Origin of the sequence: Mongoliitalea lutea, assembly GCF_014652135.1 — a bacterium.
GTDB lineage: Bacteria > Bacteroidota > Bacteroidia > Cytophagales > Cyclobacteriaceae > Mongoliitalea > Mongoliitalea lutea.
Window position 1 is genome coordinate 183,989 of record NZ_BMYF01000006.1, and the last position, 24,173, is coordinate 208,161.

Here is a 24,173-nt window from a genome sequence, read left to right on the forward strand (position 1 = left end):
GCAGGGTTTTGTACTTAGTTTTGGATTGAAGAGACCTTGGTTTCATCGGGTTCTAAGGTTAGAGATAGTGCTTAGAATCTACCAATGGACTGTAAATTCCTAGTATCTTTTTGCTGAAATTTCATGGTTACCATTGCCTATATCGGCAATAATTTCAAACAATTTTTTATATTTAACAAGTTTTTTGCCGATAACGGCAAAAATTATTCATATGAACTATATTTCAGTCAATGAGTTTGCCAAGCTGAATAAGCTGTCCGCAAGGACGGTAAGGCATTATTGTGCCAATGGGAAGATTAAAGGAGCCTTTTTGACAGGGAAAACTTGGAATGTTCCCGAAGGTTCAAAAATCATTTCCACAAAAGAGAAAAGTAATAACACCTTACTTGGTATCCTGAGAGAACAAAAAGAAATGAGGTTAAAAGGGGGAATTTATCACAAGGTCCAAGTAGAATTGACATATAACTCAAATAGGATAGAAGGCAGTAAACTTACCCAAGACCAAACACGGTTTATTTTTGAAACCAATACCATTGGTGCTTTTTCAGAAAGTATCAATGTGGACGATATCATTGAAACAACAAATCATTTTAGATGCATTGACCTAATGATTGATAAGGCACACATGAAGTTATCCGAGTCATTTATCAAGCAGCTCCACTTTTTTCTAAAAACTGGCACTTCGGATAGCAGCAAGGATTGGTTCAATGTAGGGGAATACAAACGACTCCCCAACGAAGTTGGAGGCAACGAAACCTGTCCTCCAAAGGAAGTTGCGGCTAGGATGAATAAGTTACTCCAATCTTATCATAGAAAACCCAAAAAAACACTTGAAGACATCATCGGCTTTCACTATGAGTTTGAAATGATACACCCTTTTCAGGATGGAAATGGCAGGGTTGGGAGATTGATTATGTTCAAGGAGTGTTTGGCTAACCAAGTTGTTCCTTTCATTATCGATGAGAACCTTAAATTTTTTTATTATCGAGGACTACAAGAGTGGCCACAAATCAAAGAGTTCCTAATCGATACTTGTTTGACGGCTCAGGATAATTTTAAAGCGATACTGGATTATTTCGAAATCCGATATACGTAAGGTTTCTCGCAGAAGGCGCGGAATTCACAGAAAAATGGATGGATCAAGACCCTTGCTTTGACTTCGATCAGCCACCAAAGTGCTCTATGTTCACTGTTCATTGATCACTACCCACTGGTCACTGCCGACTGCTCACTGCCCACTGGCTTCGACTTCACTTAGCCTCCAAGGTGTTCGATATTCACTGCCAACAGTTCACCCACATTTCACTGTTCATTGCTCACTACCCACTGCTCACTGTCAACTGTTCACTGCTCAAAGCCCACTGTTTCACAGTTCCTCCTCTCTTTCCAGCATCAATATCGAATGCTGTGGGACGATGTAGTACTTTTCTCCTTCGTACATGACTTCGTAGCTTCCGTTGAGTAGAAAGATAGCCAAATCGCCTTCTTTAGCCTGTAAAGGAATGTACTTGATACTTTCTTCCCGGTCTTTCCAAGGTTCATCGTCTTCCATAGGTACAGGAATAGGATACCCTGGACCGGTTTTGATGATGTAACCTTGCTGAACTTTCTCCTTTTCCTGTACACCCGGAGGTAAGTACAAACCTGAGGAAGTTCGCTCATCTGATTTTCTCAACTTTATCAAAACCCGATCACCGACGATGATGAGTTTTTTTAATTTATTGTCAGCAGTTAGTTGCATTGGTAGTTCAATTTTCGGTTGATGTTCAAGAAACAAGAAGCTGTTAGTAGAAGCAAGAGACGAGATGCGAGAAGCTAGATAATAGTACCAAGTACCACGTACCAAGAACCAAGTAGGGATTCGCATGTCAGAACCGAGAAGCGAGAAGCGAGAGATGAGAAATTAGACTCTAGTCTCCTTCTTAATAATACTGGGTCTTTTTCATCCTTCATCCTTCATCCCTCATCCTTATTTCTAATTTCTCGCCTCTAACCTCTCGCCTCTACAAAAAAGGCATCCATAGTCTCGCTACAGATGCCGTTTTTTGTTGGTTTAGTTCTGAATTATTTTTTGTCTTCAGAAACTTCTTCGTAGTCTACATCAGATACACCGTCTCCGGCATTACCTGCGTCTGCACCTGCATCAGGTCCTGGCTGAGCGCCTGCACCTTGGGTAGCGTTGTAGATTTCCTGAGAAGCAGCTTCCCATGCTTTATTTAAGTTTTCCATAGCCGAATCGATACCAGCTAAGTTCTGAGACTGATGTGCTGCTTTCAACGCTTCCAAAGCGGAAGAGATATTAGCTTTATTGCCATCTGACAACTTGTCGCCATACTCTTTCAATTGCTTTTCTGTCTGGAATACTAAGCTGTCAGCCTGATTCAACTTCTCAATTTTTTCTTTTTCAGCTTTATCAGCAGCGGCATTGGCTTCTGCCTCACGCTTCATACGCTCGATATCATCCTGAGATAGGCCTGAAGATGCTTCGATTTTGATTTTCTGCTCTTTGCCTGTTCCCTTGTCTTTAGCAGATACATTCAAGATACCGTTGGCATCGATGTCGAAGGTTACTTCGATTTGAGGTACACCTCTTGGTGCTGGTGGGATATCAGAAAGCTGGAATCTACCGATGCTTCTGTTATCTTTTGCCAAAGGTCGCTCACCTTGTAATACGTGGATATCTACAGCAGGCTGATTGTCGGCAGCAGTGGAGAATACCTCGGATTTTTTAGAAGGAATAGTAGTGTTGGCTTCGATTAGTTTGGTGAATACACCACCCATAGTTTCGATACCTAGGGACAATGGAGTCACGTCTAGCAACAATACATCCTTCACTTCACCTGTCAATACACCCCCTTGAATCGCAGCACCAATCGCTACAACCTCATCAGGGTTTACACCTTTGGAAGGTTTTTTGCCAAAGAATTTCTCAACTTCTTCCTGAATTTTAGGGATTCTTGTAGAACCACCTACTAAGATAACTTCGTCGATTTCAGAAGCGGAAAGACCTGCGTCCTGTAGTGCCTTTTTACAAGGCTCCATGGATCTTCTTACCAAGTCCTCAGAAAGCGATTCGAATTTTGCTCTGGAAAGTGTTCTTACCAAGTGCTTAGGACCTGTTTGCGTAGCCGTGATATACGGAAGATTGATTTCTGTAGAAGCAGAACTCGATAATTCAATTTTTGCCTTTTCAGAAGCCTCTTTTAAACGCTGTAATGCCATTGGGTCCAGTCTTAAGTCGATTTGCTCTTCTGACTTGAATTCCTCAGCCAACCAGTTCATGATCACTTGGTCAAAGTCATCACCACCGAGGTGTACGTCACCGTTGGTAGATTTTACTTCAAACACGCCATCACCTAATTCCAAGATAGAAATATCGAATGTACCACCACCCAAGTCATACACAGCGATTTTCATGTCCTGATTTTTCTTGTCCATCCCGTAAGCCAGGGCTGCTGCTGTAGGCTCGTTGATGATTCTTTTCACTTCCAAACCAGCGATTTGACCAGCTTCTTTGGTAGCTTGTCTTTCTGCATCGTTGAAGTAAGCCGGTACGGTGATGACAGCTTCCGTAACTGTTTGACCCAAGAAATCTTCCGCTGTGGACTTCATTTTTTGAAGAATCATGGCAGAAAGTTCCTGAGGCGTGTACGAACGGTCACCGATTTTTACCGCTACTGTGTCGTTAGAGCCTTGCTCAACTTTGTAAGAAGCGTGTTTCTTTTCCTCAGAAACTTCCGAGAACTTCTTACCCATAAATCTTTTAACAGAGGAGATGGTGTTAGCAGGGTTGGTGATAGCCTGACGCTTCGCAGGGTCACCCACTTTTCTTTCACCGTTGCCATTGTCCAAGAAAGCGACGATGGACGGAGTAGTTCTTCTACCTTCTGAGTTTTGGATTACTACAGGTTCGTTACCTTCCATTACGGCAACGCAGGAGTTGGTAGTACCCAAGTCAATACCTATGATTTTTCCCATGATATATGTATGTCTTAATTGATTACAAATTGTTTACACTGCCTCTGAATCAATGCATGTGCCAAGGGAATTTTTAGGAAAAATCACGTCAGATTGGCAGAAATCGATGACAGAATCTATCAAAAGTTATGACAACAGGTAAGAAAATGGGATATATTCTGACAGGTGGAGTTGTTTTTCAGTACTCAAATACTAAGATCCCGGGTTCTCGATCAGTAGAAGTACCGTAGAATTTTCTTTGTTGTTCGTCAACCGTAATATTCAAAACCGCTTGGTCTAGAATGAAGCGCCTAAGAGGCTTACCATCAAAGTCAAGCACGAAATAATTTTTAAATTTATATATATCCCCAGTCATACCTGTAAAATCTTACCAGTAAAATTTGCCTGTGATTTCGAACTAATATCAAGAAATATCTATAAGTATCCGTTTGCAGATAAACGCTCGTTTATTCGCTGAGTGGCAAGAGTATCCGATAATCGAAGTGAATTTTAACCATTTTCAAACTAATAAGCTAATTTTTTTTCAAAAATGATGTAAAATTCCGTTGGGGAGGGATACCTTGCGATTGAAAAGATTCAAATATGGAAATGTTGTATCTTTAGGCCCGATAATGAGCCACTTTATGAAATTACAGGATATCTATATTTACCCCATCAAGTCCTTGGGAGGCATTCGATTGGAGGAAGCAGTGTTGGAGGAGCGGGGATTTCGCTATGATAGGCGATGGATGTTGGTGGACAAAGCGGGGATGTTTATCACCCAGCGGACGCACCCAATCTTGGCACTGCTGCAAGTGGAGATTGTAGGGGATGGACTAGTGGTATTTCATAAGCAGCATCCCGAGCGGCGCATGATCGTTCCATTTGAGCCAGTGTCCCAGCATAGGATGCAGGTGATAATCTGGGAGGATACGGTGGAGGGACAGGTTGTCCAAGGGGAGGTAAGTGCTTGGTTTCAGCAAATATTGGGATTGGAATGCGAGTTGGTCTACATGCCGCTCAGTACAGAGCGGAAACTGAAGGAGAAATATGCCGTAAATGGCGAATCCGTGAGTTTTGCCGATGGCATGCCTTACTTGATCATCGGACAGGAGTCTTTGAATGACTTGAATAGTAGGCTTGAAAAACCAGTTCCCATGAACCGCTTCCGTCCAAATCTGGTCTTTAGCGGAGGAACTCCTTTTGTGGAGGATGAATGGAAAGAAATCAAAATAGGAGAGGCGATATTTAAAGTAACCAAGCCTTGCGCCCGCTGCGTCTTGACGACTGTTGATCAGACCACTGCCGAAAAAGGTAAGGAGCCATTGAAGACGCTTGCAACCTATCGCACCTTCCATAACAATGTCATGTTTGGTCAGAATATGTTGTTACTTGAGGGGGAAAAGGTGCGTGTGGGAGATGTTTTGGAAGTCGTATTATAGGTTTATGTAAACACAGATTTCGAAGATTTTCACGGATTAGCACAGATTTTCCAAATGGCATAATCATGAGATTAATAGTTTCTTTTGGTATTGATTAAAAGTCTGAATCTGTTTATTTCACATTTGTATTCCATTAAAAAAGCCCACTGACATAAATCAGGGGGCTTTTTGTATGGGATAACAGTCCATTTAGAAACTAAAGCCAGTTGCCAATCTATAAAAGGATTCATTACCTTCATAAAAGTCTTTTCCGAAGGTGAATCGTACGAATGCCCCACCCTTTGGATTTTTGAATTGGATGTAGGGTCCTAACCATTCAAGTTCGGTAGAAGGAGCGGTAATATTGGAGCCTCCTGTATTGATGAGCTTCTCATAATGAGCTCCGAAGGAGAAAAATTCAGATGCTTTGAAGCCGTAATAAGCAAGGTAATGCAAGTAGTTGAGGGTAGTGCCTCCTACAGGTGCTTCATTTCGGAGTGGTGCATAATACCAAATGGTGGCTTCTCCTTCTGTTTTCTTCTTCTTCAGCGTGATTGCAAGATTTGGAGCAATACCATCTCCTAATATGCCAACACCATCTGCCCCTTTGGAAAGTAAGCTTCCTCCTAAAAGACCTATCTGCGGAGTGATATAAATGCCTTTAGCGGCTTCGAAACTTAAACCAACTCCAAATTCGGTCCAATTTCCCCAGGCACCACCTTCCCCAGCTGACCACATGACCCCATAAAAGGTAAAATCTAGTTTATTGTTCAGGCTGTAGGAACCTATAAAATAAGGATAGAATCCCCAAAATTGGTCCGAAATCAATTGTACGTCCATGCTGAACCTGTCTTCTTCTTGGGCGTGTAAAGGTTGTAAAGCTGTTATGAGGTAACATACTGAAGCGATGAGTCCAATTTTAGCTAATATTGCAAATTTGTTAACCATAGGTTTAAGTTGGTTTTTTAAGAGGGAATTGTAAATTTGATTTAACTATGCAAATTAATTGCATAAATATTTTCTAAGCTAAAAAGTAGACGTATTAACGGAGGTTTTTTAGCATTTCTATTTCAATAATCTTACAGGGATATACTTAATTAGGATAACTAAACGATACTCCTCTAACAACCCAAATTCCTTCGCAAAATAACTCAAAATCACATTCGCCACTGACATTGTAAGCGACTATAAGTAGGTTGGAGTTGTCTTTGAGTAAGCGACCTTTACAGTTTGATGGAATATAAAAAACCTCTTCGGATGGGAAATATCTGTCCGAAGGGGCTTTTTAAAATTCAGTTTATCTTTTTGAAATTAAGAAAACTATTTGTTCCAAAAATATCTTAATTGAAGGATTCCGTCTTGGAAACCATAAATCTCATAACAGAATTTTTCTAATGGATTATTAATGTTTGTTCTTGTAAAATACTCAAACAGTGGCCCTTCGTCAACTTCGAGTCCACATTGAGGACTTATCTTTTCAATAGAGTAATAATAAATGTCGCTTAATTCTCCATCATAATAATCATATAATTTTCCATCTGACTTAAATTCCCAAACCCAATTCGAGTCATCAGCGCTTACATACTTTCCTATTAAGTTTTCAGATGAATTTTGTTGATTAAATATCAAGTTGAATCCAACAATTAAGGTTAGGACAGTAACAGGTACACTTATTTTTATTAATAAATTTATCTTTCTCATGGATTGGGTTTTACCGGCAATTATGATTCTTATTGTCAATTTTCAATCAAATCTTTACAAGATCCTGTAGTATAAATTTGCACGCCTATACCCTTGATATTACTTACTTTGCTTATCCAATCAGTACTATCTACTAAAATCAAGGTTTTCTCAAATAGATTTGAATCATTTTCAAACCAATAAATAAATGGGGTTTTATTTTCATCTATTATGGTAATAGTATCTAAACAGAGCTTAGCTTTGTCAATCCAATAAACATCATCAAACATTGGAGGGCCTGGATGATGGGTAAATTTTAATTCAATACATGGATCTTTCAATAAAGGATATTTCTTTTTGAAAATTTCTTCTTTGATTACTTCACCATCAAATGTCCACTTTCTTAGATTTTTCTCAACATTTATATGCTCACTATTAAAAATGATAAGAATTGTATCCTGAGGATTACTTCGTTTATAATAACTCTTGCTACTTATACCTTCTTTATAATTAGTTGATATTGGTTTTATTTGACAGACTGCATCTAATTGAAACCCCAAACAAAAGAAAAGCAATACGATTATTCGATTAATTACAACTATTCGTTCCATATTTAGCTTTTTCAATGTGGAAATTAATTTCATCCTTTTCAACGGTAGTTTTATTCTTCCAACCTCTTACATTTTTATATTTTAGTCCGTCCCATGCTAATGCTTTGTAAAAATCTTTTGGAATTCCTGATGGATATGCCCACGAACTTGAAAAGTTATTAAGCTCCGAATATCCCAACTGCGGATGGATCCGCTCAAGTATGTCTGCCATTCTATCTACCCAATAATCAGCCATATAATTATGATGACTATCATTATCTCCAATAAATTGGCGTGTGTAATCTTCAAAAGTTTCCTTAAAAGATAAATCGGAATTTGTAGGGTTTTGTGTATTAAGCGCTCTGTACAATTCTGCATGAATCATCTCATGGATAATTGTCCTAGCGACTTCTAAGGCAGACCGGTTCATTTTTGCTTCATTGAAGGTGATTTCAATAGGCTCAAAAGGACCTCTCCACCATGCCTGACCATTTGCTGTAGGGTTTAGTGTTGCTCCTATTTTCAACACTACATCAAACTCAGTACCCAAACCTTCAAATTTGGATGCTAACTCTTTAAATCCATCGATAGACTTTAGTTTTTCATAAATGCAATCGGCAGTTGTATCTTCAAAGCTAGGATCCTTTATGATTTGCTCATCTGGAAAATCCGGTGTCAATTCATCACCCGGGAATGGGATACAGTCTTCGTGAAGTGGTTCACATGGTATTGTTTGGTTGGGATTGCCATTTGGGTCTCCGCTTCCACTACCTCCACCTCCTGAGATTGGGTTTCCGCCGGGTCCAGGGGGAGTTGCAGTTGAAGGAATACATATATAATCAATAACATTTATGCAAGTTATTTCATAGGCTGGTAATTCAGACGGGTCTTCTGATGGATATACAGTTCCATAACAGTGCCAATTTGAATAAGGTATGCAAGACATGCTATTGGTACTCAAATTTTCGTTAGCGGGGGAAGTTTTTATTGACTCTATTACTCTTCAACTTTCCATTGAAAAACTTTGTAGCAATGTTCCATTTAAACTGAATATGCTAATACGCCCATTCCATTTTTCACCTAATTTAGAATAATTAAAGCTCTTGCTTGACACATTCCCTGTTGATTTTGAAGGGTAATATCTGATCAAATATGCAAAAAAGCCTTCTTGTAATTGATTTTCAATTAACAGCAAATGAGTTTGGATAACAGTTCTGACATCTATCCTATCCCACTCTTTTTCAAAGTCTTTGGGGAAAATTAAAATTGCATTTTCGACTGGCACTTCAACAGCTTTTCTGCCATTTCGGAAATGATACTTCTGTGAATTTTCCCAGATAGCCTGAAAGTCATTTTCATCAAAATTGACCAAGTTTAGTCTAGCCGATTGCCAGCTTTGGTTATTCACAAGGTTCTTTTTGTTGGTTTCAAACCATTCTTTTGCAAATAAGATTTCTGAGTCTACAATTTCCTTGGGGTCTTTTTTTAGCAAGCTTTCAGAATCTTCAGGTATACAAGATAGTACAAAAATTGAAGTTAATAAAAGAACAGCTAACCAAGAAAAAGGCTTCAAAAGAAAGCTACTTTTTCTTTTGTCTTTTTCCGGCTTAACCAGTCGATTCAACAGATTCAACCTTGAACCTATCGAATAGGGGGGGGGTATTTTTTAGTTTCATATTGATTTTGTTTAGTTTCAAAAGTAAGGCCTAGCATCGTAAAAAAAAAATACCCAATTTTGGGTATTTTTCGATTGAAACTATGCTAAAACTTCCCTTTAGAAAAAGAAATCACTACCTATTTCTTCTCCAACAACCCAAATTCCTTGGCAAAATAACTCAAAATCACATTCGCCCCGGCGCGCTTGATGCTCAGGAGACTTTCCAGCATGGCCCTTTCCCCATCGATCCAGCCACGCTCGGCGGAGGCTTTGATCATGGCATATTCACCGCTGACATTGTAAGCAGCTATGGGTAGGTTAGAGTTGTCTTTGAGTAAGCGGATGACATCCAAGTAGGCTAGGGCAGGCTTGACCATCAGAAAATCTGCTCCTTCCTCCGTATCCAAATCTGCCTCAATCAAGGCCTCGTAATAATTGGCTGGATCCATTTGGTAGGTTTTTTTATCCCCCATCTTCGGGGCAGAATCCAAGGCATCCCGGAAAGGGCCATAAAATGCAGAGGCATATTTGGCAGTGTAGGACATGATGGACACATCGGTGTAACCGTGTTCATCCAGGACACTTCGAATATAACCAACACGCCCATCCATCATATCGGAAGGACCTAGGATATCAGCACCTGCCTGTGCTTGAGCCAAAGACATCTTGCCTAAAATCTCAAGTGTCTCATCGTTCAGGATTTTCCCATCTTGCACAAGTCCATCATGTCCATCCGAACTGTAGGGATCCATGGCCACATCGGTCATTACTACCGCCTCCGGAAAGGTAGATTTGATGCTATGAATGGCTTTTAAGTAAAACGTCTCCGGATTGTAACTTTCAGTAGCATACTTGTCTTTTCTGGCATCCGGATATGCAGGGAAAATATCAAAGGCACATATACCTAAGTTCATGCATTCCTCTATTTCCTTCAACATCAAGTCCAAGGAGAGTCGGTATATTCCTGGCATGGAGGAAACCTCTATTTTTTGGTTGACTCCGTCCACTAAAAACAAAGGGAAAATAAAATCTTTAACCGAAAGCCTGGTTTCTTCTATCATGTTACGGATAGCCTGTGACTTGCGGTTTCTTCTCGGTCTTCTATGCATAATCAGTTGATTCAGTCTTCAAAGGTACGTTCATTCATCCCTTTGCGAACAGTTTTTGACCGGTTTTTAGTTTCTTTTTGCCTGTTTTTTGACAAATGCTTCGGTTCGTTGGGTATTGGTAGGGGATGCACCCACAAAAGCCTCTGCTTTACCATTCCGATCAACCAAAATATGCAAAGGAATTGCTCTTCCTTGGTATTGCTTGTCAAAAGTATTGATAAAGGCAATGGCCTGCGAATTGGCAAAACTCATCTCATAATCAAATGTGAAGTCAGCTCTTTTCTTCAAAAAAGCATCATATACAGCTGTTGTTTCATTGGTGAATGCCAAGAAACGTATTCCTTGGTCTTTGTACTTTTCCACAAGTTCATTCAATTCGGGAATTTCCTTGATACATGGCCCGCACCAAGTAGCCCATACGTTGATCACCACCGCTTCACCGTCTTCAATTAAGGGCTGCTCACTGGTTTTCAAAAATTGATTGAGCTGTTCTTTAAATTCATTTCTGGGTTGCTCTATAGGTAGTATGGCACTGGAAAAGAACAGTAGGACGATAAAAGAAAATAAGCGAATCATAGTCAATTGTTTTTTTGCCCAATATACTCAATTGAGAAAATCTAAGCAATAAAAAAAGCAAGCCTACCGGGCCTGCCTTTCGAGTAAACTAAACTTTATAGGATTGGTGAATTAGTGATTGGTTGATTAAGTGATTGGTAGCTGAGCGAAGTCGAAGCTAGTTTTGGGAGGTCAACGGTCCACTGTCGACAGACCACGGCGCGATTGCGGTTGAAATACGATTATTCTTTTTTTATCTAAATTAAGAGTTAGCGTTGGCCGAAATTTTATCATTCGACGTTTGACATTCATCATTCGAAATTTCATTCTTCCTTCATCCTTCAATTCCCCTAGAGGATTACAAATCCTCATTATCTCTAATTCAAGATTGCAAATCTCGAACAGCATTATAGGAACACCGGAAGTCCTCTACACGCCCCGAGTCTATGGTCTAATGTCTCGCATCTCGCCTCTACTACTAAAAATTCACCTGTGCCTGCAAGCGCAGAAGACTTCCCGCTTGACGGTTATTCGGATTGAGTGAATTTTCAAATGTTCTATCGGAGATGGTGTACATGGCTACCAATTCAAAGGCTCTGTTAGGTTGCCATTCTACTCCGATTTCTAGTTCATTCACTCGGTGTCTAGTAGCATCCAATTCATGCTTTTTCCCACCTTTGTAGTAATGGTAACGGGTAAATGGAATAAAGACATCTTTTTCTGTTTTCAGCATGTAGGTTGCCATCACATAGCCCCCGCGGATAGGTGCATCTTCAATGTCATTGGTCTCAGGATTGTATTCTGGACCTCTACCCCAGTTGAACTCTGCTTGTAAGCCAAATGGTTGTGGGTATAGGACAAAGGTAGGTCCGTAACGATATTCTGAAAATTCTGTTTGGTTGATATCAGATGCAACCGCTCGGTTTATGACAAATTTGCCCGTATATCCTTGAAAAGAAGCCTCTACAAACTGCCCACTAGGCAATTCCCAAGGATAGGTTAATCGGGAAACTACGTGCATGGAACCGTTGCGTTCCGGCTGATTGGCTGTCTGACCATTGTAAATTCCCAATCCGAAAACCCCATAATCACCCGAACCTTTTAAACCAGAAGATACCAAGTAGCTAAATCGCTTGCGTATTTCCGCTGGAGCATAGTAAAACATCACCCCAATATCCCGTTCATTGGCTACGGCAGAGTTTAATCCATCGTTTCGGTCTAATGGAATACGGTTTTGGCTGGATTGTAGGTTTTCGAAGCCAAAGGGAACCTTAGATTGGCCGATTCTTAATCGAAACTCCTGCTTAGCATCCAAGCCCAAGTCAAAGTAAGCATCCCGGATTTGCCCTAAGTTCTTACCATCAGAAGCAAAGTCAGGTTGGAAATAGAGATAGACACGCTCATGGATTTGTCCATAGAAAATCAGACGGATACGACGGAAGAAAAACCCGCCATCACCACCCCAAGAGCGATCACACTGCGCACATTGGAGGTTGGGGTTGGTTTCCAACAGTCCATTGTAACGCATCTGCATATAGCCCCTCAACTGTATAGTCTCGGTCCAATGCTTCTTAATTGCTACGGGTTTTATCTCATCCGTAGCAAGCGAATCTTCACCAGCACCCCTTGCAAAAGTACTTGTGAAGGTGGTAAGTATTAGGAAACTTACCACTGCGAAATGTCTCCGCATAGAATTTTTTTTAAGTATTTACTACTTATTGTACAGCGTCACAAAATTGGGGCAGATATGTTTCTTTATGATGTAGCTACCGTTACGCTTTTGTTAACAGGGATGACTATGTGGGATTCAGAAAATGAGAAAAATAAGTCCTAAATGTGCTTAAACATGATTTTTGGAACTCGTCTAAAATTAAGCCAATGTTAAGTTTTTTGAGTTGTTAAGAAATGCTTAAAAAATTGTTACCTAAATCGATGGTTTTATTTGTTAAATAGACTATGGAGCTGTGGGATTTCTAATCCTTCATACGAAGTAATATACAAATTGCAGGGGGGCAATTCCTCTTTGGTGTGGGAGGAAAGCACACCTATCACCTTCATGCCTGCATTTAAAGCAGCAGAAACACCCGAGTAAGAGTCCTCAAATACCAAACAATTTTCAGGAGCAACACCCATATTTTGTGCAGACTTTAGATACACTTCCGGGTCAGGTTTGTGTTTGCGTACATCCTCACTGGCCAACATGGATTCCATATGGCTTTGAATCCCCAATTTATCTATGATCAACTCCATATTAGCCATAGGAGCAGAAGTCCCCACGGCTGTTGGAAGACTTTCTTTTTTCAAATCGTGAAAAAATGGCAAAAATCCGCTGATAGGCTCCACCTTGCTTTTATAGATTTCTCGGAAAAGGCTTTCTTTCTCATCCTCCAATTTGGCCAACTCCTCTCCTTCGACCGTTCTGCCCAAAAAATGGCTTAAGATATACGAATTGTTTTTGCCGTACATATGGTCTTTAAACTCCTCTTCTGTAGGATACAGATCACGTTTGGCAAAAAACTCTTGGAAAGCAATAGAATGGAAAGGATTGGTGTGGCAAATAACACCGTCCATATCGAAAATAACAGCTTGGAGCATGAGGGTAATCTTAATTAAATGAAGACAATTGGGCTAAAAAAAGAAACCTGCCAGGAATTATTATCAAGCTTGGTGATTGGGCCTGTTGAAAAAGCCTGGCAGGTGACATTTCAATAATTATTTCTCGAATTCCTTAACCACTCTCTCAATAATATCACAGCAATCATGTAACTGCTCTTCGGTCATCACTAAAGGTGGGGCAAAACGGATGATATTTCCATGGGTTGGCTTAGCCAGCAATCCGTTTTCGGCCAATTTCACACACATATCCCAAGCTGTACTGCTGTCAGGGCTATCGTTGACTACCACGGCATTCAGTAAGCCTTTACCTCTTACAAGTTTGAGGATGCTGTATTTATCTACCAATAGCTGCATGCGCTCGCGGAAGATTTTTCCAAGTTTGCGGGCATTAAGAGCCAGCTGTTCGTCACGTACCACTTCCAACGCAGTCATGGCAACCTTAGCCCCTAGTGGATTCCCTCCAAATGTTGAACCGTGCGTTCCTGGCTTGATAACATCCATGATAGGGTCATCTGCAAGTACTGCGGATACCGGATAGAAGCCGCCTGAAATTGCTTTTCCAAGAATCAATATGTCCGGTTTGGTGTAGCTTGCCTGTCTTTCGCAGTGTCTTTCGCAGGTACAATTCCCACATACAGCTAATAGAGAGCCTGTCCGTGCGATGCCTGTTTGGATTTCATCAGCTATAAACAGTACATTTTTAGCACGGCATGCTTCGGCTGATTGACGTAAGTAGTCTTCTGCCGGCGTATATACACCGGCTTCACCTTGAATAGGCTCCACCAAAAATGCCACTACAGTTGGGTTTTCCAAGGCTTTTTCCAAAGCGGCTACATTATCATAAGGAATGCGCTCAAAACCCACCATATAAGGACCGAAATTCTTACGGGCATTGGCATCTGATGAGAAAGAAATAATCGTGGAAGTTCTTCCATGGAAATTTTGTTCGGCAACGATGATTTTGGCTTGCCCTTCGGCTACGCCCTTTTTCTCATATCCCCATTTACGGGCGATTTTGATAGCGGTCTCCACTGCTTCTGCTCCTGTATTCATTGGAAGTACCTTGTCAAAGCCAAAATATTCCGTTATATATTTTTCAAATGGCCCTAAGACATCATTATAAAAAGCTCGGGAAGTCAGTGTCAAAGTACTTGCCTGCTCAATCAGAGCATCTTTGATGCGCGGATGGCAATGTCCTTGGTTGACCGCTGAGTAAGCAGATAAGAAGTCATAGTATTTCTTACCTTCTACATCCCATAGGTAGACTCCCTCTCCTTTGGCAAGTACCACAGGCAGCGGATGGTAATTGTGAGCTCCGTACTTGTCTTCCAGCGCAATGGCTTGTTTGCTTGAGTTTATTGTTTCCATCATAAAATTGGTAATTTTGTGCTCGGTTAAAGCAGATTTGACCATTCATTCTATTCTGACAAATATAGCAAATGCCTTTTGCATAAACGCATGAAAAGCCCAAAGAAGCCCCTACAAGCCCAACCGCTACAGCCCGGTGATTACTACCTCAATGATCAGGGATTGATGGTTTTTACTGCTCAATATCATTTAAAGCGGGGTTACTGCTGCGGGAGCGGTTGCAAACATTGTCCGTATAAAAAGTAGAAATTTTTTTGTGACAATTTCCACCACAAGTTTTTCTCCCTGTGGTTTAAATCTTAATTTGGAATCCCCTTAAAAATAGGATTGCGTATGTACATCATTTTTGATACCGAAACCACAGGATTGCCAGGCAATTACAATGCCCCCATGGAAGATTTGGACAATTGGCCGCGACTGGTCCAATTGGCCTGGCAGTTGCATGATGCTTCGGGTAAACTGATTTCCAACAATAATTTCATCGTCAAGCCAGAAGGTTTCACGATTCCATACAATGCCGAAAAAGTTCACGGGATTTCAACGGCCCGTGCGACAAAGGAAGGACATGATTTACAGGAGGTATTGGCCATTTTTCAAAAAGATGTAGATCAAGCGAAGTATTTGGTAGGTCATAATATCGGCTTTGATATCATGGTCGTGGGCGCAGAAATGCTGAGAAAGCAAGTGACCATGACGCTTCGTTCAAAGAAAGAATTGGATACCAAAGACCTTTCTACGGACTTCTGTGCTATTCCTGGTGGGAAAGGTGGCAAATTTAAGTGGCCTACCCTTACTGAATTGCATCAGAAACTCTTCGGTGTTGGATTTGGAGATGCCCACGATGCTGCTTACGATGTGGATGCGACGGCCAAGTGTTTTTTCGGCTTGATCACCCAAAAGGTAATTGCTCCCGAAGAAGGACTCAAAGCTTCCGATGTCATCTATGAAGCGCCCAAACTCGCAGCTGCAAATTTTGCGGCTGTAAAAGATGATACAAAAGCCGCTGCAAAAGAAGTTTTGAAAGCAGCCGGAAAAGCGGATATCTCCGATATGGAGGATATGCCGTTTACGCATTTGCATGTGCATACCCAATATTCGGTGTTACAGGCCACTTCGGAGATACCTGCACTTGTAGCACAAGCCAAAGCACTAGGTATGCAGGCATTAGCCATGACAGACCATGGGAATATGATGGGTGCATTCAACTTTGTGAAAGAGGCTTTCTCCAAAGAAATCAAGCCTATCATCGGTTGTGAGTTTAATCTTGCCAAGGAAAGAAAAAATAAAAGCCAAAAAGACGATGGTTTTCAGACAGTCTTGTTAGCGAAAAATAAAGCAGGCTATCATAATTTGGCTAAGTTGGCTTCTTATGCCAATATTGAAGGTTTCTATTATGTACCAAGAATTGACCGAGAGGTATTAGTTCAGTATAAAGGAGATTTGATAGCTACCACTGGGGGGTTATGGGGAGAGGTGCCTTACTTGATATTGAATGTTGGGGAAACCCAAGCTGAGGAAGCCTTTATCTGGTGGAAGGAGCAGTTTGGAGAGGACTTCTATGTAGAGCTCAACCGTCATGGTATTCCTGAAGAGGAAAAAGTGAATGAGGTTTTGTTACAGTTTGCCCAGAAATATGGCGTGAAATATTTTGCTGCTAACAATACCTATTACAATCAGAAAAATGATGCCAAAGCTCACGATATTTTGCTTTGTGTCAAAGATGGGGAGCTGGTAGAAAAGCCTAAAAAGTATGTAGGTAAGCGTGGACGGGAGTTTCGTTACGGTTTTCCAAATGACGAATTCTACTTAAAGAGCCCGGAGGAGATGAAGGCTTTGTTTGCAGACCTTCCAGAAGCCATTGCCTGTACCCAAGAGATTGTCGATAAAATCGAGCCATACAAATTGCAGCGCGATGTATTGCTTCCCAAGTTCGATATACCCGAGGAATTCAAAGACCCTCAGGACGACGTGGATGGAGGAAAGCGTGGGGAAAATGCATATTTGCGACACCTAACCTACGAAGGCGCCAAGCGCCGCTATCCTGTCATCACGGATGAAATAAAAGAGCGGTTGGATTTTGAATTGGCGACCATTGAAAATACAGGGTATCCAGGGTACTTTCTGATTGTGCAGGACTTTACGGGTGCAGCACGAAAGATGGGAGTTTCAGTAGGGCCGGGAAGGGGTTCCGCAGCGGGTTCGGCCGTAGCGTATTGTATTGGGATTACCAATGTGGATCCCATTGCATACGATCTCCTTTTTGAGCGTTTTCTGAATCCGGATCGAGTTTCCTTGCCCGATATTGATATTGACTTTGATGATGAGGGCCGTCAAAAGGTTATCGATTATGTGATCAATAAATATGGGGCCAATCAAGTAGCCCAAATCATTACTTATGGTACCATGGCGGCGAAATCTGCCATTAGGGATACGGCGAGGGTGTTGAATTTGCCATTAGCAGAGGCAGATAAATTGGCCAAGCTGGTACCTGATATCAAACTCAAGGCACTATTTGACCTCAGTAAAGACCGGGCAAAACTGTCGGATAAACTGAAAGGCAATGGGGAGGATATCTCCAAAGCAGATGAATTGATTCGGATTTCCAAAGGAAGTGATGAGCTCTCACGAACCATCAATCAAGCGAAAGTATTGGAAGGTTCTGTTCGCAATACGGGTATTCATGCCTGCGGGGTGATTATTACACCAGATGATATTACCAACTTTGTTCCGGTAGCTTTAGCTAAGGATTCGGATATGGTATGTACCCAATTTGACAACTCGGTGGTGGAGAGTGCCGGCTTGTTGAAGATGGACTTTTTGGGGCTCAAGACACTAACGCTTATCAAAGATGCTTGCAGGATTGTGAAAGAGAGGCATGGAATTGAGTTGGATCCGGATGAATTTCCCATCGATGATGTCAAAACATACGAGCTATTCCAACGTGGTGAAACGGTAGGTATCTTCCAGTACGAATCCCCTGGGATGCAAAAATACATGCGGGAGTTGAAGCCGACGGTGTTTGCAGATTTGATTGCCATGAACGCATTGTACCGTCCAGGGCCACTCGAATATATTCCGTCCTTCATTAAACGGAAGCATGGGCACGAACCAATCACCTATGATTTGGATGACATGCAGGAGTATTTGGAGGAGACCTACGGGATTACGGTTTACCAAGAGCAGGTGATGTTGTTGTCTCAAAAGCTGGCGGGCTTTACCAAAGGTGAGGCGGATGTCTTGCGTAAGGCTATGGGTAAGAAGCAGAAGGATGTCTTGGATAAGATGAAGCCTAAATTTGTAGAGCAGGCTTCTGCTAAGGGGCATGATGCAAAAAAACTCGAGAAAATATGGAAAGACTGGGAGGCTTTTGCATCCTATGCATTCAATAAATCCCACTCGACATGTTATGCCTGGGTAGCCTATCAAACAGCTTATCTGAAAGCCCATTATCCAGCGGAATACATGGCTTCTGTATTGAGTAATAACATGAATGACCTGACTCAGGTGACTTTCTTTATGGAAGAATGTAAGCGTATGGGGATTGCGGTATTAGGGCCTGATGTGAATGAATCTAAATCTGGATTCACCGTAAACAAAGATGGGCAAATCCGTTTCGGGATGGCTGCGATTAAGGGTGTTGGTTCTGCTGCGGTGGATGCCATTGTAGAAGAGCGGGAGACTAAAGGCAAATACAGCAATATTTTTGAGTTCTGTAAGCGAGTCAATACGCGAGCATTGAATAAGAAAACCTTAGAGTCTTTGGCAATGGCGGGAAGTTTTGATTGCTTTCCACAATATCACCGCAGACAATACTTAGAGGCGCCTGATGGAGAGGCACCTTTATTGGAAAAGGCTGTGCGTTATGCCCAAAAAGTACAGCAAGAGGCAGATAGTGCACAGGTAAGTTTGTTTGGAGGAGGTGGAGGTATGGAAGTGCCGCTTCCGTCCGTTCCTTCCATGGAGCCATTCAGCCAATTGCAGCAATTGAACATTGAGAAAGAGGTGGTTGGTCTATTTATCACGGGTCATCCGCTCGATCAGTTCAAAGTAGAGATTGAATCCTTTACCAATACTAGTTTACCGGAATTTACAGACATTGATGGTCTCAGGAAGAAAGGCGATATCAAAACTGCCGGCATGGTTACTTCTTTTGCTCACAGGACCACCAAGACGGGTAAACCATTTGGTACCTTGACCTTGGAGGATTATTCCGGTGGACATACCTTCTTTATTTTTGGAGATGACTATGTGAAGTTTAAAGAATACTTCATGAACGGGTGGTTCTTGTTTATCACAGGAGGAGTTTTCCAAAGTAAATGGAAGGAAAATGAATATGAGTTTAAGATTGGTACGATGGCTTTACTCAGTGAGGTGAGGGGCAAGATGGTCAAAGGATTACGGATCAATATTGATTTGGATGATTTGACCTATGATTTGATGGAGAAATTGGAGGCTATCACCAGCAAGTATAAAGGAGATGCAAAGCTGCATATCAACGTCATTGACTCCAAGGAGAACATTACCTTGGATTTAGTTTCCAAAAATTACAGGGTAGATCCATCCAATGAAATGATCAAGGATTTGGGGCAGATTCCAGAGGTAGTGTATCAGATTTTATAATCAGAGATTCATACCTAAAAATGAACCATTCATGAATTTGGAATGAACTTATTTTAAGTGAATTGAATTTATAAGTATATTCGAAAATCGAAGTACAATTAAAAGACATAGATAATGGCAAAAGCAATCGAAATTACTGATGCAAACTTTGAAGAAGTATTAAAATCAGATAAACCAGTGCTAGTAGATTTTTGGGCTGAGTGGTGCGGTCCATGTAAAATGATCGGTCCAATCGTTGAAGAATTGGCAGGTGATTATGAAGGCAAAGCAGTGATTGGAAAAGTGGACGTGGATGCAAATCCAGCGGTTGCTTCTGCTTTGGGCATCAGAAGTATTCCTACGTTGATGTTTTTCAAAAACGGAGAGTTGGTAGATAAGCAGGTAGGTGCAGTTCCAAAGGCTGTATTATCTCAGAAGTTGGACGCTCAATTATAAGAAGCTTACAGAATAGATAAAAACCACCAGGGAGACTTCGGTGGTTTTTTCATTTTTAAAAAAACCAATTGTAGCCAATACCTGCCACAATCCCAATAATGATAATCAGTGGAGAGCTTAATTTTGTAAATTGAAGCAAGAGGTACGTGCCAAAGATTGCAAGAATATTAAAAAGGTTAGCGTCAAGAGGCTCAAAAAGCAAATAAGCAGCAGCAATCAACATCCCACAGCTGACGGCATTGATTCCCTCCAAGGCAGCCCTTACAGGTCTATATTTTTTTAATTGGTCCCAAAATCGGATCACAAAGAAAATCAGGAAGGTACCCGGCAGGAAAATTCCTGCTGCGGCGATAAAGCCGCCTGTCAATAAACCTGGGATGCCATACTCACGCATAGACAAGGCACCGACGTAGGAACTGATACTAAAAGTTGGTCCAGGGATGCCTTGGGAAATACCATAGCCGGTCAAGAATTCCTGGGAGCTCAAGAATTTTTTAAATTCCACAAACTCGGTGTATAGATATGGGACCAATACTTGCCCACCTCCGAATATCAAAGAGCCATTTCGATAGAAATTTTCAAATAAGAGCACCGATTGATTTTTGGTAATAGCTCCCAAGACAGCTGCTACTACTAAAACACCTCCCCAAAGGAAAAAATTGGACCAATTGATCAGGAGTTTTTTATCCCCATCTTCTTTGGGTTGTTCTCTAAATTTGAGTGAAGTACTGACACCACCTACAACCAATAGTAAGGGGAAAACATAGGGGGAATTATAGAAGAAAGAAACAAAGGCAGACAACATCATCAGTACTGTTGCTTCGGAGGTTTTGACCATTTTAAAAATGGTTTTTTGGGCAGCATAGATGATGAAGCCAATAGCCATGGGCTGGATAAATTTGGCGAAATTGAGTGCTCCGGGAGTGTTTTCCTGCAAAAAATCAATCAGAAAAGCAGCAGCTATCATTAGAATCGTTGCTGGTAAAATCCAAACAAAAAGTGAGAGATAGGCTAGGTTTGGACCACCTATTCTGTATCCGATAGCAGAGATTGTTTGAGTGGATGTGGGTCCTGGAAGAATTTGGCAAAGTGCATTGAGCTCCCACAATTCTTCTTCTTTGATATAGCCCCTTTTTTTGACCATCAGGTCAAGGACCATGGCAAGGAATGCCTGAGGTCCTCCAAAAGCCGTTACGGAAAGTAGCAATACATCCTGTAAGTAGAGATAATACCGTACTTTCCGTACCGACATAGGAATTATTTTTTAAGTCCTAATTCTCTTAGACGCTCATCGAGGAATTTACCCGCTGTAGCATCTGCAAATTGTTTTGGATTTTGTTCATCCACACAGCTATCCAAGCAAGTCAAATCCATTTCCGAACGCGGATGCATGAAGAAAGGGATAGAGTATCTGCTTGTGTGCATCAATTCTCTTGGTGGGTTCACCACACGGTGGATGGTAGACTTTAATTTCTTGTTGGTCAGACGCTCCAACATATCACCCACATTCACGACCAATTGGTCTGGTAAGGCGGTGATTGGGATCCACTTACCATCTCTTCTCAATACCTGTAAGCCATCCGCAGAAGCACCCATTAACAGTGTGATCAAATTGATGTCACCATGCTCTGCAGCACGAACTGCATCAGCTGGAACTTCTTCAGGGTTTTCGATAGGGAAGTAATGGATTTGTCTCAAAATAGAGTTTCCATAGGCTACTTTATCCTCAAAGTAATCTTCTTCCAAACCTAGGTGCAAGGCGATTGCTTTCAGCATGTTTTTGCCCGCGGCTTCCAAGGTTTTGTAAATTTCTAAAGCTACCTCCTTGAATTCTGGTAATTCTGCAGGCCAGATATTGGCAGGGTACTCAGCTTTGATAGGGTCTGAATCCGGGATATCAGAAAGCTCCTGACCTACATGGTAGAATTCTTTCAAATCGCCCGTATTTCTTCCTTTGGCATGTTCTTTTCCTTTACCGGTGTATCCTCTCTGGAAACCGATTTCAGGTTTTTCATATTGCGTTTTCACCTCATCGGAAAAGGTGAAAAATTCTTTGATGACTGAATACAGACGATCCTGAAGCTCTTTGCTCAGACCGTGCCCTTTGATTGCTACGAAACCAATGTTTTGATAAGCGTCGCCAAGTTTATTGACAAAAGCGGCTTTTTTGCTTGCATCTCCGGAAGTGAAATCTGCTAAATCCAAAGATGGGATTTCATCATATAAAATCTCTGTCATATTTTAGGTTATATTTACTGTCGCAAGTTACGAGTTTTTGCGTTAAAATTAATTGTTCTATCGTTTAAGAGCTATTCTGTCATGAAAAGGGTCAACTTAGTTGTTGTTTTAGGTATATTGATAATTGGTTTTTCCTGTGATTCTTCCAAGGAAAAGCAAGAGGAAAAAGTCATTGCTCAAGAAAGTACTATGGAGGATGTGCCGAAGCCTGATATCAGTTTTTATTTTTATGAAGAGTCCAATGAATATCCTGATGCAATTATTGAAATGTATACACCTTTAGGGAATCAAGTCTTTCGACCAGGTAAAGTTCCTTTTGAGTTTAATATCAAAAATTTCCCTTTTGATGCAGGTTTGGGAGGGTTTCAGTTGAAGATGATTTTGAATAGTGGAGACCCCGTTGGGTATAATTCCCCTATTTTTCAGCGAGAACTCAAAGAGGGAACTTATCGGGTGGTTGCGTATCTGGTGGATGCCAACGGACTTGCTTTGAAATCCTTTGGGAATTATGTAGATCGGGATTTTAGAGTGGGTGATACCCGTCCTTTTCCATACCAAGCAGAACCATACATAGTATTGAATAAACCTACCAATAACCAAGAACTGATGGAAGGAGAGGAGTTGATTATTGATTTTTTACTCTTGGGCGGTGAAATGGATTTGGATCAGTTGAAGGTAGATATACGTTTAAATGATTTACATTATGAAGTAGAGCAGGTCATGCCTGTCCGAGTAGCGAATCTTCCAAAAGGAGACTATCAATTGACGGTGTCTTTGTTGAAAAAATCAGGTAAGGAATTGGATGGGCCATTTTCGTCTGCAAAGAAATCTATCCGAATAAAATAGACTACTGTCGAATTTCTTTTTCTAATTGTGTGGCAATGTTACGGATGATTTCTTCTGCATGCTCCAACTCGTCAAATCCTTCGACAATGATTGACATGATAAGGGTTTGATTTCCTGATTGTAAGATAGCTGCATCCCCACGTACATAATCAAGGGTGCCTGTTTTATTATAAGAAGTATAGGTTGGAACTGCTTCAGCGATAAGGCTTTTGTCTTCGCAGTTTTGTAACAGATTTAGGAAAATCACCTTTGATTCATCATTCAAAATCTCCCCATTCCAAACGGCTTCTAATAGCAAGACTAAATCCATTGCAGAGGTATAATTTTGTTTACCCTCTTCAATAGCTTGAAAGTCCATCATCAATCTATTGAGGGATGTTTGCTGTAGCCCATAATCTTGGATTCTTTGGTTGATCCATGGCATGCCAAGATAGTTGATCAGAATATTTGTAGCGGTATTGTCAGATGTCCGGATCATTTCAGCAGCTAAAAAGCCAAGCGTAACTGATTGATTGGATCCATGATGTTGGAGTTCGCCGGCTCCTCCAACAATTTCATCCTCTTGGATGATGTGTATGTCATCCATGGATAGGGTGCCTTGTTCTACTTTTTCTAAAAAAGCAGTAAGAATGGGGATTTTTATCAGGCTGGCAGATGGTGTGATTTTTGTACTTAATCGTGCTATGCCACTAGTAGGGCTTTCAAGTTTATGGACTACAAAGCTTACATTGATTTTTGGGTTTAAAGAATTGATATACTGATGTGTACTCGTTTGCGAAAAGCTTGAAGTGATGGTGGAAAAAAGAATTGTTGCTAATAGAAAACCGATTTTTTTCATGAGCATAGAGATTCAAAATTATACTATTGCATTAAATTATTTTGTTTAAATCATTAGAAAAGGGCATATTTATTGTTCAGCCAGTCACCGAAATGTTTAACCTATGAATTGCGGTTTCTACTAACCGATAACAAATCAAAAATCACTAGTGTCCGACTAAAGTCGGCCATTAGTGAAAATTGTTTGAAAGGAATAAATATAGCTACTCTTTCTGTTATGAATGAAAAGTAAGCCCCTATGTTG

The 24,173-nt window shown here is 41.0% G+C and carries 21 protein-coding genes; 6 read left to right on the forward strand and 15 right to left on the reverse strand.

The genetic code is table 11. The features are described from left to right. The first annotated feature begins 211 nt into the window (after positions 1-211). Positions 212-1,096, forward strand: a complete 885-nt coding sequence (locus IE080_RS06710) for a Fic family protein (RefSeq protein ID WP_189579737.1) — start codon at positions 212-214, stop codon at positions 1,094-1,096. 270 nt (positions 1,097-1,366) lie between these two features. Here the strand turns inward: IE080_RS06710 and IE080_RS06715 are convergent, their stop codons facing one another. Further along, a complete protein-coding gene (locus IE080_RS06715; protein WP_189579739.1) occupies positions 1,367-1,741 on the reverse strand; it encodes a co-chaperone GroES in 375 nt (124 codons plus the stop codon). A gap of 323 nt (positions 1,742-2,064) precedes the next feature. Next, positions 2,065-3,978, reverse strand: a complete 1,914-nt coding sequence (dnaK, locus tag IE080_RS06720; protein WP_189579741.1) for a molecular chaperone DnaK — start codon at positions 3,976-3,978, stop codon at positions 2,065-2,067. Between the two features lie 623 nt (positions 3,979-4,601). On the opposite strand from dnaK, the gene IE080_RS06725 reads away from it, so the two are divergent. Continuing rightward, complete coding sequence (locus IE080_RS06725) at positions 4,602-5,399, forward strand: MOSC domain-containing protein (RefSeq protein ID WP_189579743.1); 798 nt, start codon at positions 4,602-4,604, stop codon at positions 5,397-5,399. Positions 5,400-5,588: 189 nt separating this feature from the next. Here IE080_RS06725 and IE080_RS06730 read toward each other — a convergent pair whose 3' ends face one another. The 10 genes from IE080_RS06730 to rocD all read right to left on the reverse strand — a co-directional run bounded on the left by IE080_RS06730 (position 5,589) and on the right by rocD (position 14,956). After that, positions 5,589-6,326 (reverse strand): DUF6733 family protein, encoded by a 738-nt coding sequence (locus tag IE080_RS06730; RefSeq protein WP_229800530.1) that lies wholly within the window; start codon positions 6,324-6,326, stop codon positions 5,589-5,591. A gap of 372 nt (positions 6,327-6,698) precedes the next feature. Continuing rightward, the gene (locus IE080_RS06735; RefSeq protein ID WP_189579745.1) at positions 6,699-7,079 is read right to left on the reverse strand and encodes a hypothetical protein; all 381 of its coding nucleotides are present in this window, start codon (positions 7,077-7,079) and stop codon (positions 6,699-6,701) included. A 35-nt stretch (positions 7,080-7,114) separates the two neighbouring features. After that, positions 7,115-7,669 (reverse strand): hypothetical protein, encoded by a 555-nt coding sequence (locus tag IE080_RS06740; RefSeq protein ID WP_189579747.1) that lies wholly within the window; start codon positions 7,667-7,669, stop codon positions 7,115-7,117. Beyond that, entirely contained in the window at positions 7,647-8,594 is a 948-nt protein-coding gene (locus tag IE080_RS06745; RefSeq protein ID WP_189579749.1) for a hypothetical protein, read from the reverse strand. The genes IE080_RS06740 and IE080_RS06745 overlap by 23 nt, the downstream gene beginning before the upstream one ends. Positions 8,595-8,651: 57 nt before the next feature. Further along, positions 8,652-9,221, reverse strand: coding sequence for a hypothetical protein (locus tag IE080_RS06750; protein ID WP_189579751.1), 570 nt, complete (start codon positions 9,219-9,221; stop codon positions 8,652-8,654). 221 nt (positions 9,222-9,442) lie between these two features. Then, positions 9,443-10,414 (reverse strand): porphobilinogen synthase, encoded by a 972-nt coding sequence (gene hemB / locus IE080_RS06755; protein WP_189579753.1) that lies wholly within the window; start codon positions 10,412-10,414, stop codon positions 9,443-9,445. 66 nt (positions 10,415-10,480) lie between these two features. Continuing rightward, positions 10,481-10,990: a TlpA family protein disulfide reductase gene (locus IE080_RS06760; RefSeq protein ID WP_189579755.1), complete on the reverse strand. Its 510-nt coding sequence runs from the start codon at positions 10,988-10,990 to the stop codon at positions 10,481-10,483. A gap of 457 nt (positions 10,991-11,447) precedes the next feature. Next, positions 11,448-12,659, reverse strand: coding sequence for a porin (locus tag IE080_RS06765; RefSeq protein ID WP_189579757.1), 1,212 nt, complete (start codon positions 12,657-12,659; stop codon positions 11,448-11,450). A 248-nt stretch (positions 12,660-12,907) separates the two neighbouring features. Then, positions 12,908-13,564 carry an HAD family hydrolase gene (locus tag IE080_RS06770; protein ID WP_189579758.1) on the reverse strand — a complete coding sequence of 219 codons (657 nt, stop codon included), beginning with the start codon at positions 13,562-13,564 and terminating at the stop codon, positions 12,908-12,910. Positions 13,565-13,681: 117 nt separating this feature from the next. Continuing rightward, positions 13,682-14,956 carry an ornithine--oxo-acid transaminase gene (gene rocD / locus IE080_RS06775; protein WP_229800531.1) on the reverse strand — a complete coding sequence of 425 codons (1,275 nt, stop codon included), beginning with the start codon at positions 14,954-14,956 and terminating at the stop codon, positions 13,682-13,684. An 87-nt stretch (positions 14,957-15,043) separates the two neighbouring features. On the opposite strand from rocD, the gene IE080_RS06780 reads away from it, so the two are divergent. The 3 genes from IE080_RS06780 (at position 15,044) to trxA (ending at position 20,008) form a co-directional block, all read left to right on the forward strand. Then, positions 15,044-15,199 carry a C1orf53 family protein gene (locus tag IE080_RS06780; RefSeq protein WP_189579760.1) on the forward strand — a complete coding sequence of 52 codons (156 nt, stop codon included), beginning with the start codon at positions 15,044-15,046 and terminating at the stop codon, positions 15,197-15,199. Between the two features lie 87 nt (positions 15,200-15,286). Beyond that, on the forward strand, positions 15,287-19,573 hold the full coding sequence (gene dnaE, locus IE080_RS06785; RefSeq protein ID WP_189579762.1) for a DNA polymerase III subunit alpha: 4,287 nt from the start codon (positions 15,287-15,289) through the stop codon (positions 19,571-19,573). 114 nt (positions 19,574-19,687) lie between these two features. Beyond that, the gene (gene trxA, locus IE080_RS06790) at positions 19,688-20,008 is read left to right on the forward strand and encodes a thioredoxin (RefSeq protein ID WP_189579764.1); all 321 of its coding nucleotides are present in this window, start codon (positions 19,688-19,690) and stop codon (positions 20,006-20,008) included. Between the two features lie 55 nt (positions 20,009-20,063). Here the strand turns inward: trxA and chrA are convergent, their stop codons facing one another. Both chrA and IE080_RS06800 read right to left on the reverse strand, forming a co-directional pair. Next, positions 20,064-21,260, reverse strand: a complete 1,197-nt coding sequence (chrA, locus tag IE080_RS06795; RefSeq protein ID WP_189579766.1) for a chromate efflux transporter — start codon at positions 21,258-21,260, stop codon at positions 20,064-20,066. 5 nt (positions 21,261-21,265) lie between these two features. Then, on the reverse strand, positions 21,266-22,246 hold the full coding sequence (locus tag IE080_RS06800) for an isopenicillin N synthase family dioxygenase (protein WP_189579768.1): 981 nt from the start codon (positions 22,244-22,246) through the stop codon (positions 21,266-21,268). Positions 22,247-22,327: 81 nt separating this feature from the next. On the opposite strand from IE080_RS06800, the gene IE080_RS06805 reads away from it, so the two are divergent. Then, positions 22,328-23,092: a hypothetical protein gene (locus tag IE080_RS06805; protein WP_189579770.1), complete on the forward strand. Its 765-nt coding sequence runs from the start codon at positions 22,328-22,330 to the stop codon at positions 23,090-23,092. 1 nt (position 23,093) lies between these two features. Here IE080_RS06805 and IE080_RS06810 read toward each other — a convergent pair whose 3' ends face one another. Next, positions 23,094-23,930 (reverse strand): serine hydrolase, encoded by an 837-nt coding sequence (locus tag IE080_RS06810; protein WP_189579772.1) that lies wholly within the window; start codon positions 23,928-23,930, stop codon positions 23,094-23,096. Positions 23,931-24,173: the final 243 nt, after the last annotated feature.

What these genes read in the sequence shown, in the direction of transcription:
- rocD (WP_229800531.1), bottom strand. Translation starts at nt 14,956, where the DNA reads ATGATGGAAACAATAAACTCAAGCAAACAAGCCATTGCGCTGGAAGAC.
- IE080_RS06745 (WP_189579749.1), bottom strand. Translation starts at nt 8,594, where the DNA reads ATGTCTTGCATACCTTATTCAAATTGGCACTGTTATGGAACTGTATAT.
- dnaK (WP_189579741.1), bottom strand. Translation starts at nt 3,978, where the DNA reads ATGGGAAAAATCATAGGTATTGACTTGGGTACTACCAACTCCTGCGTT.
- IE080_RS06710 (WP_189579737.1), top strand. Translation starts at nt 212, where the DNA reads ATGAACTATATTTCAGTCAATGAGTTTGCCAAGCTGAATAAGCTGTCC.
- IE080_RS06735 (WP_189579745.1), bottom strand. Translation starts at nt 7,079, where the DNA reads ATGAGAAAGATAAATTTATTAATAAAAATAAGTGTACCTGTTACTGTC.
- IE080_RS06770 (WP_189579758.1), bottom strand. Translation starts at nt 13,564, where the DNA reads ATGCTCCAAGCTGTTATTTTCGATATGGACGGTGTTATTTGCCACACC.
- IE080_RS06730 (WP_229800530.1), bottom strand. Translation starts at nt 6,326, where the DNA reads ATGGTTAACAAATTTGCAATATTAGCTAAAATTGGACTCATCGCTTCA.
- IE080_RS06715 (WP_189579739.1), bottom strand. Translation starts at nt 1,741, where the DNA reads ATGCAACTAACTGCTGACAATAAATTAAAAAAACTCATCATCGTCGGT.
- IE080_RS06805 (WP_189579770.1), top strand. Translation starts at nt 22,328, where the DNA reads ATGAAAAGGGTCAACTTAGTTGTTGTTTTAGGTATATTGATAATTGGT.
- chrA (WP_189579766.1), bottom strand. Translation starts at nt 21,260, where the DNA reads ATGTCGGTACGGAAAGTACGGTATTATCTCTACTTACAGGATGTATTG.
- trxA (WP_189579764.1), top strand. Translation starts at nt 19,688, where the DNA reads ATGGCAAAAGCAATCGAAATTACTGATGCAAACTTTGAAGAAGTATTA.
- IE080_RS06760 (WP_189579755.1), bottom strand. Translation starts at nt 10,990, where the DNA reads ATGATTCGCTTATTTTCTTTTATCGTCCTACTGTTCTTTTCCAGTGCC.
- IE080_RS06765 (WP_189579757.1), bottom strand. Translation starts at nt 12,659, where the DNA reads ATGCGGAGACATTTCGCAGTGGTAAGTTTCCTAATACTTACCACCTTC.
- IE080_RS06810 (WP_189579772.1), bottom strand. Translation starts at nt 23,930, where the DNA reads ATGAAAAAAATCGGTTTTCTATTAGCAACAATTCTTTTTTCCACCATC.
- dnaE (WP_189579762.1), top strand. Translation starts at nt 15,287, where the DNA reads ATGTACATCATTTTTGATACCGAAACCACAGGATTGCCAGGCAATTAC.
- hemB (WP_189579753.1), bottom strand. Translation starts at nt 10,414, where the DNA reads ATGCATAGAAGACCGAGAAGAAACCGCAAGTCACAGGCTATCCGTAAC.
- IE080_RS06725 (WP_189579743.1), top strand. Translation starts at nt 4,602, where the DNA reads ATGAAATTACAGGATATCTATATTTACCCCATCAAGTCCTTGGGAGGC.
- IE080_RS06780 (WP_189579760.1), top strand. Translation starts at nt 15,044, where the DNA reads ATGAAAAGCCCAAAGAAGCCCCTACAAGCCCAACCGCTACAGCCCGGT.
- IE080_RS06740 (WP_189579747.1), bottom strand. Translation starts at nt 7,669, where the DNA reads ATGGAACGAATAGTTGTAATTAATCGAATAATCGTATTGCTTTTCTTT.
- IE080_RS06800 (WP_189579768.1), bottom strand. Translation starts at nt 22,246, where the DNA reads ATGACAGAGATTTTATATGATGAAATCCCATCTTTGGATTTAGCAGAT.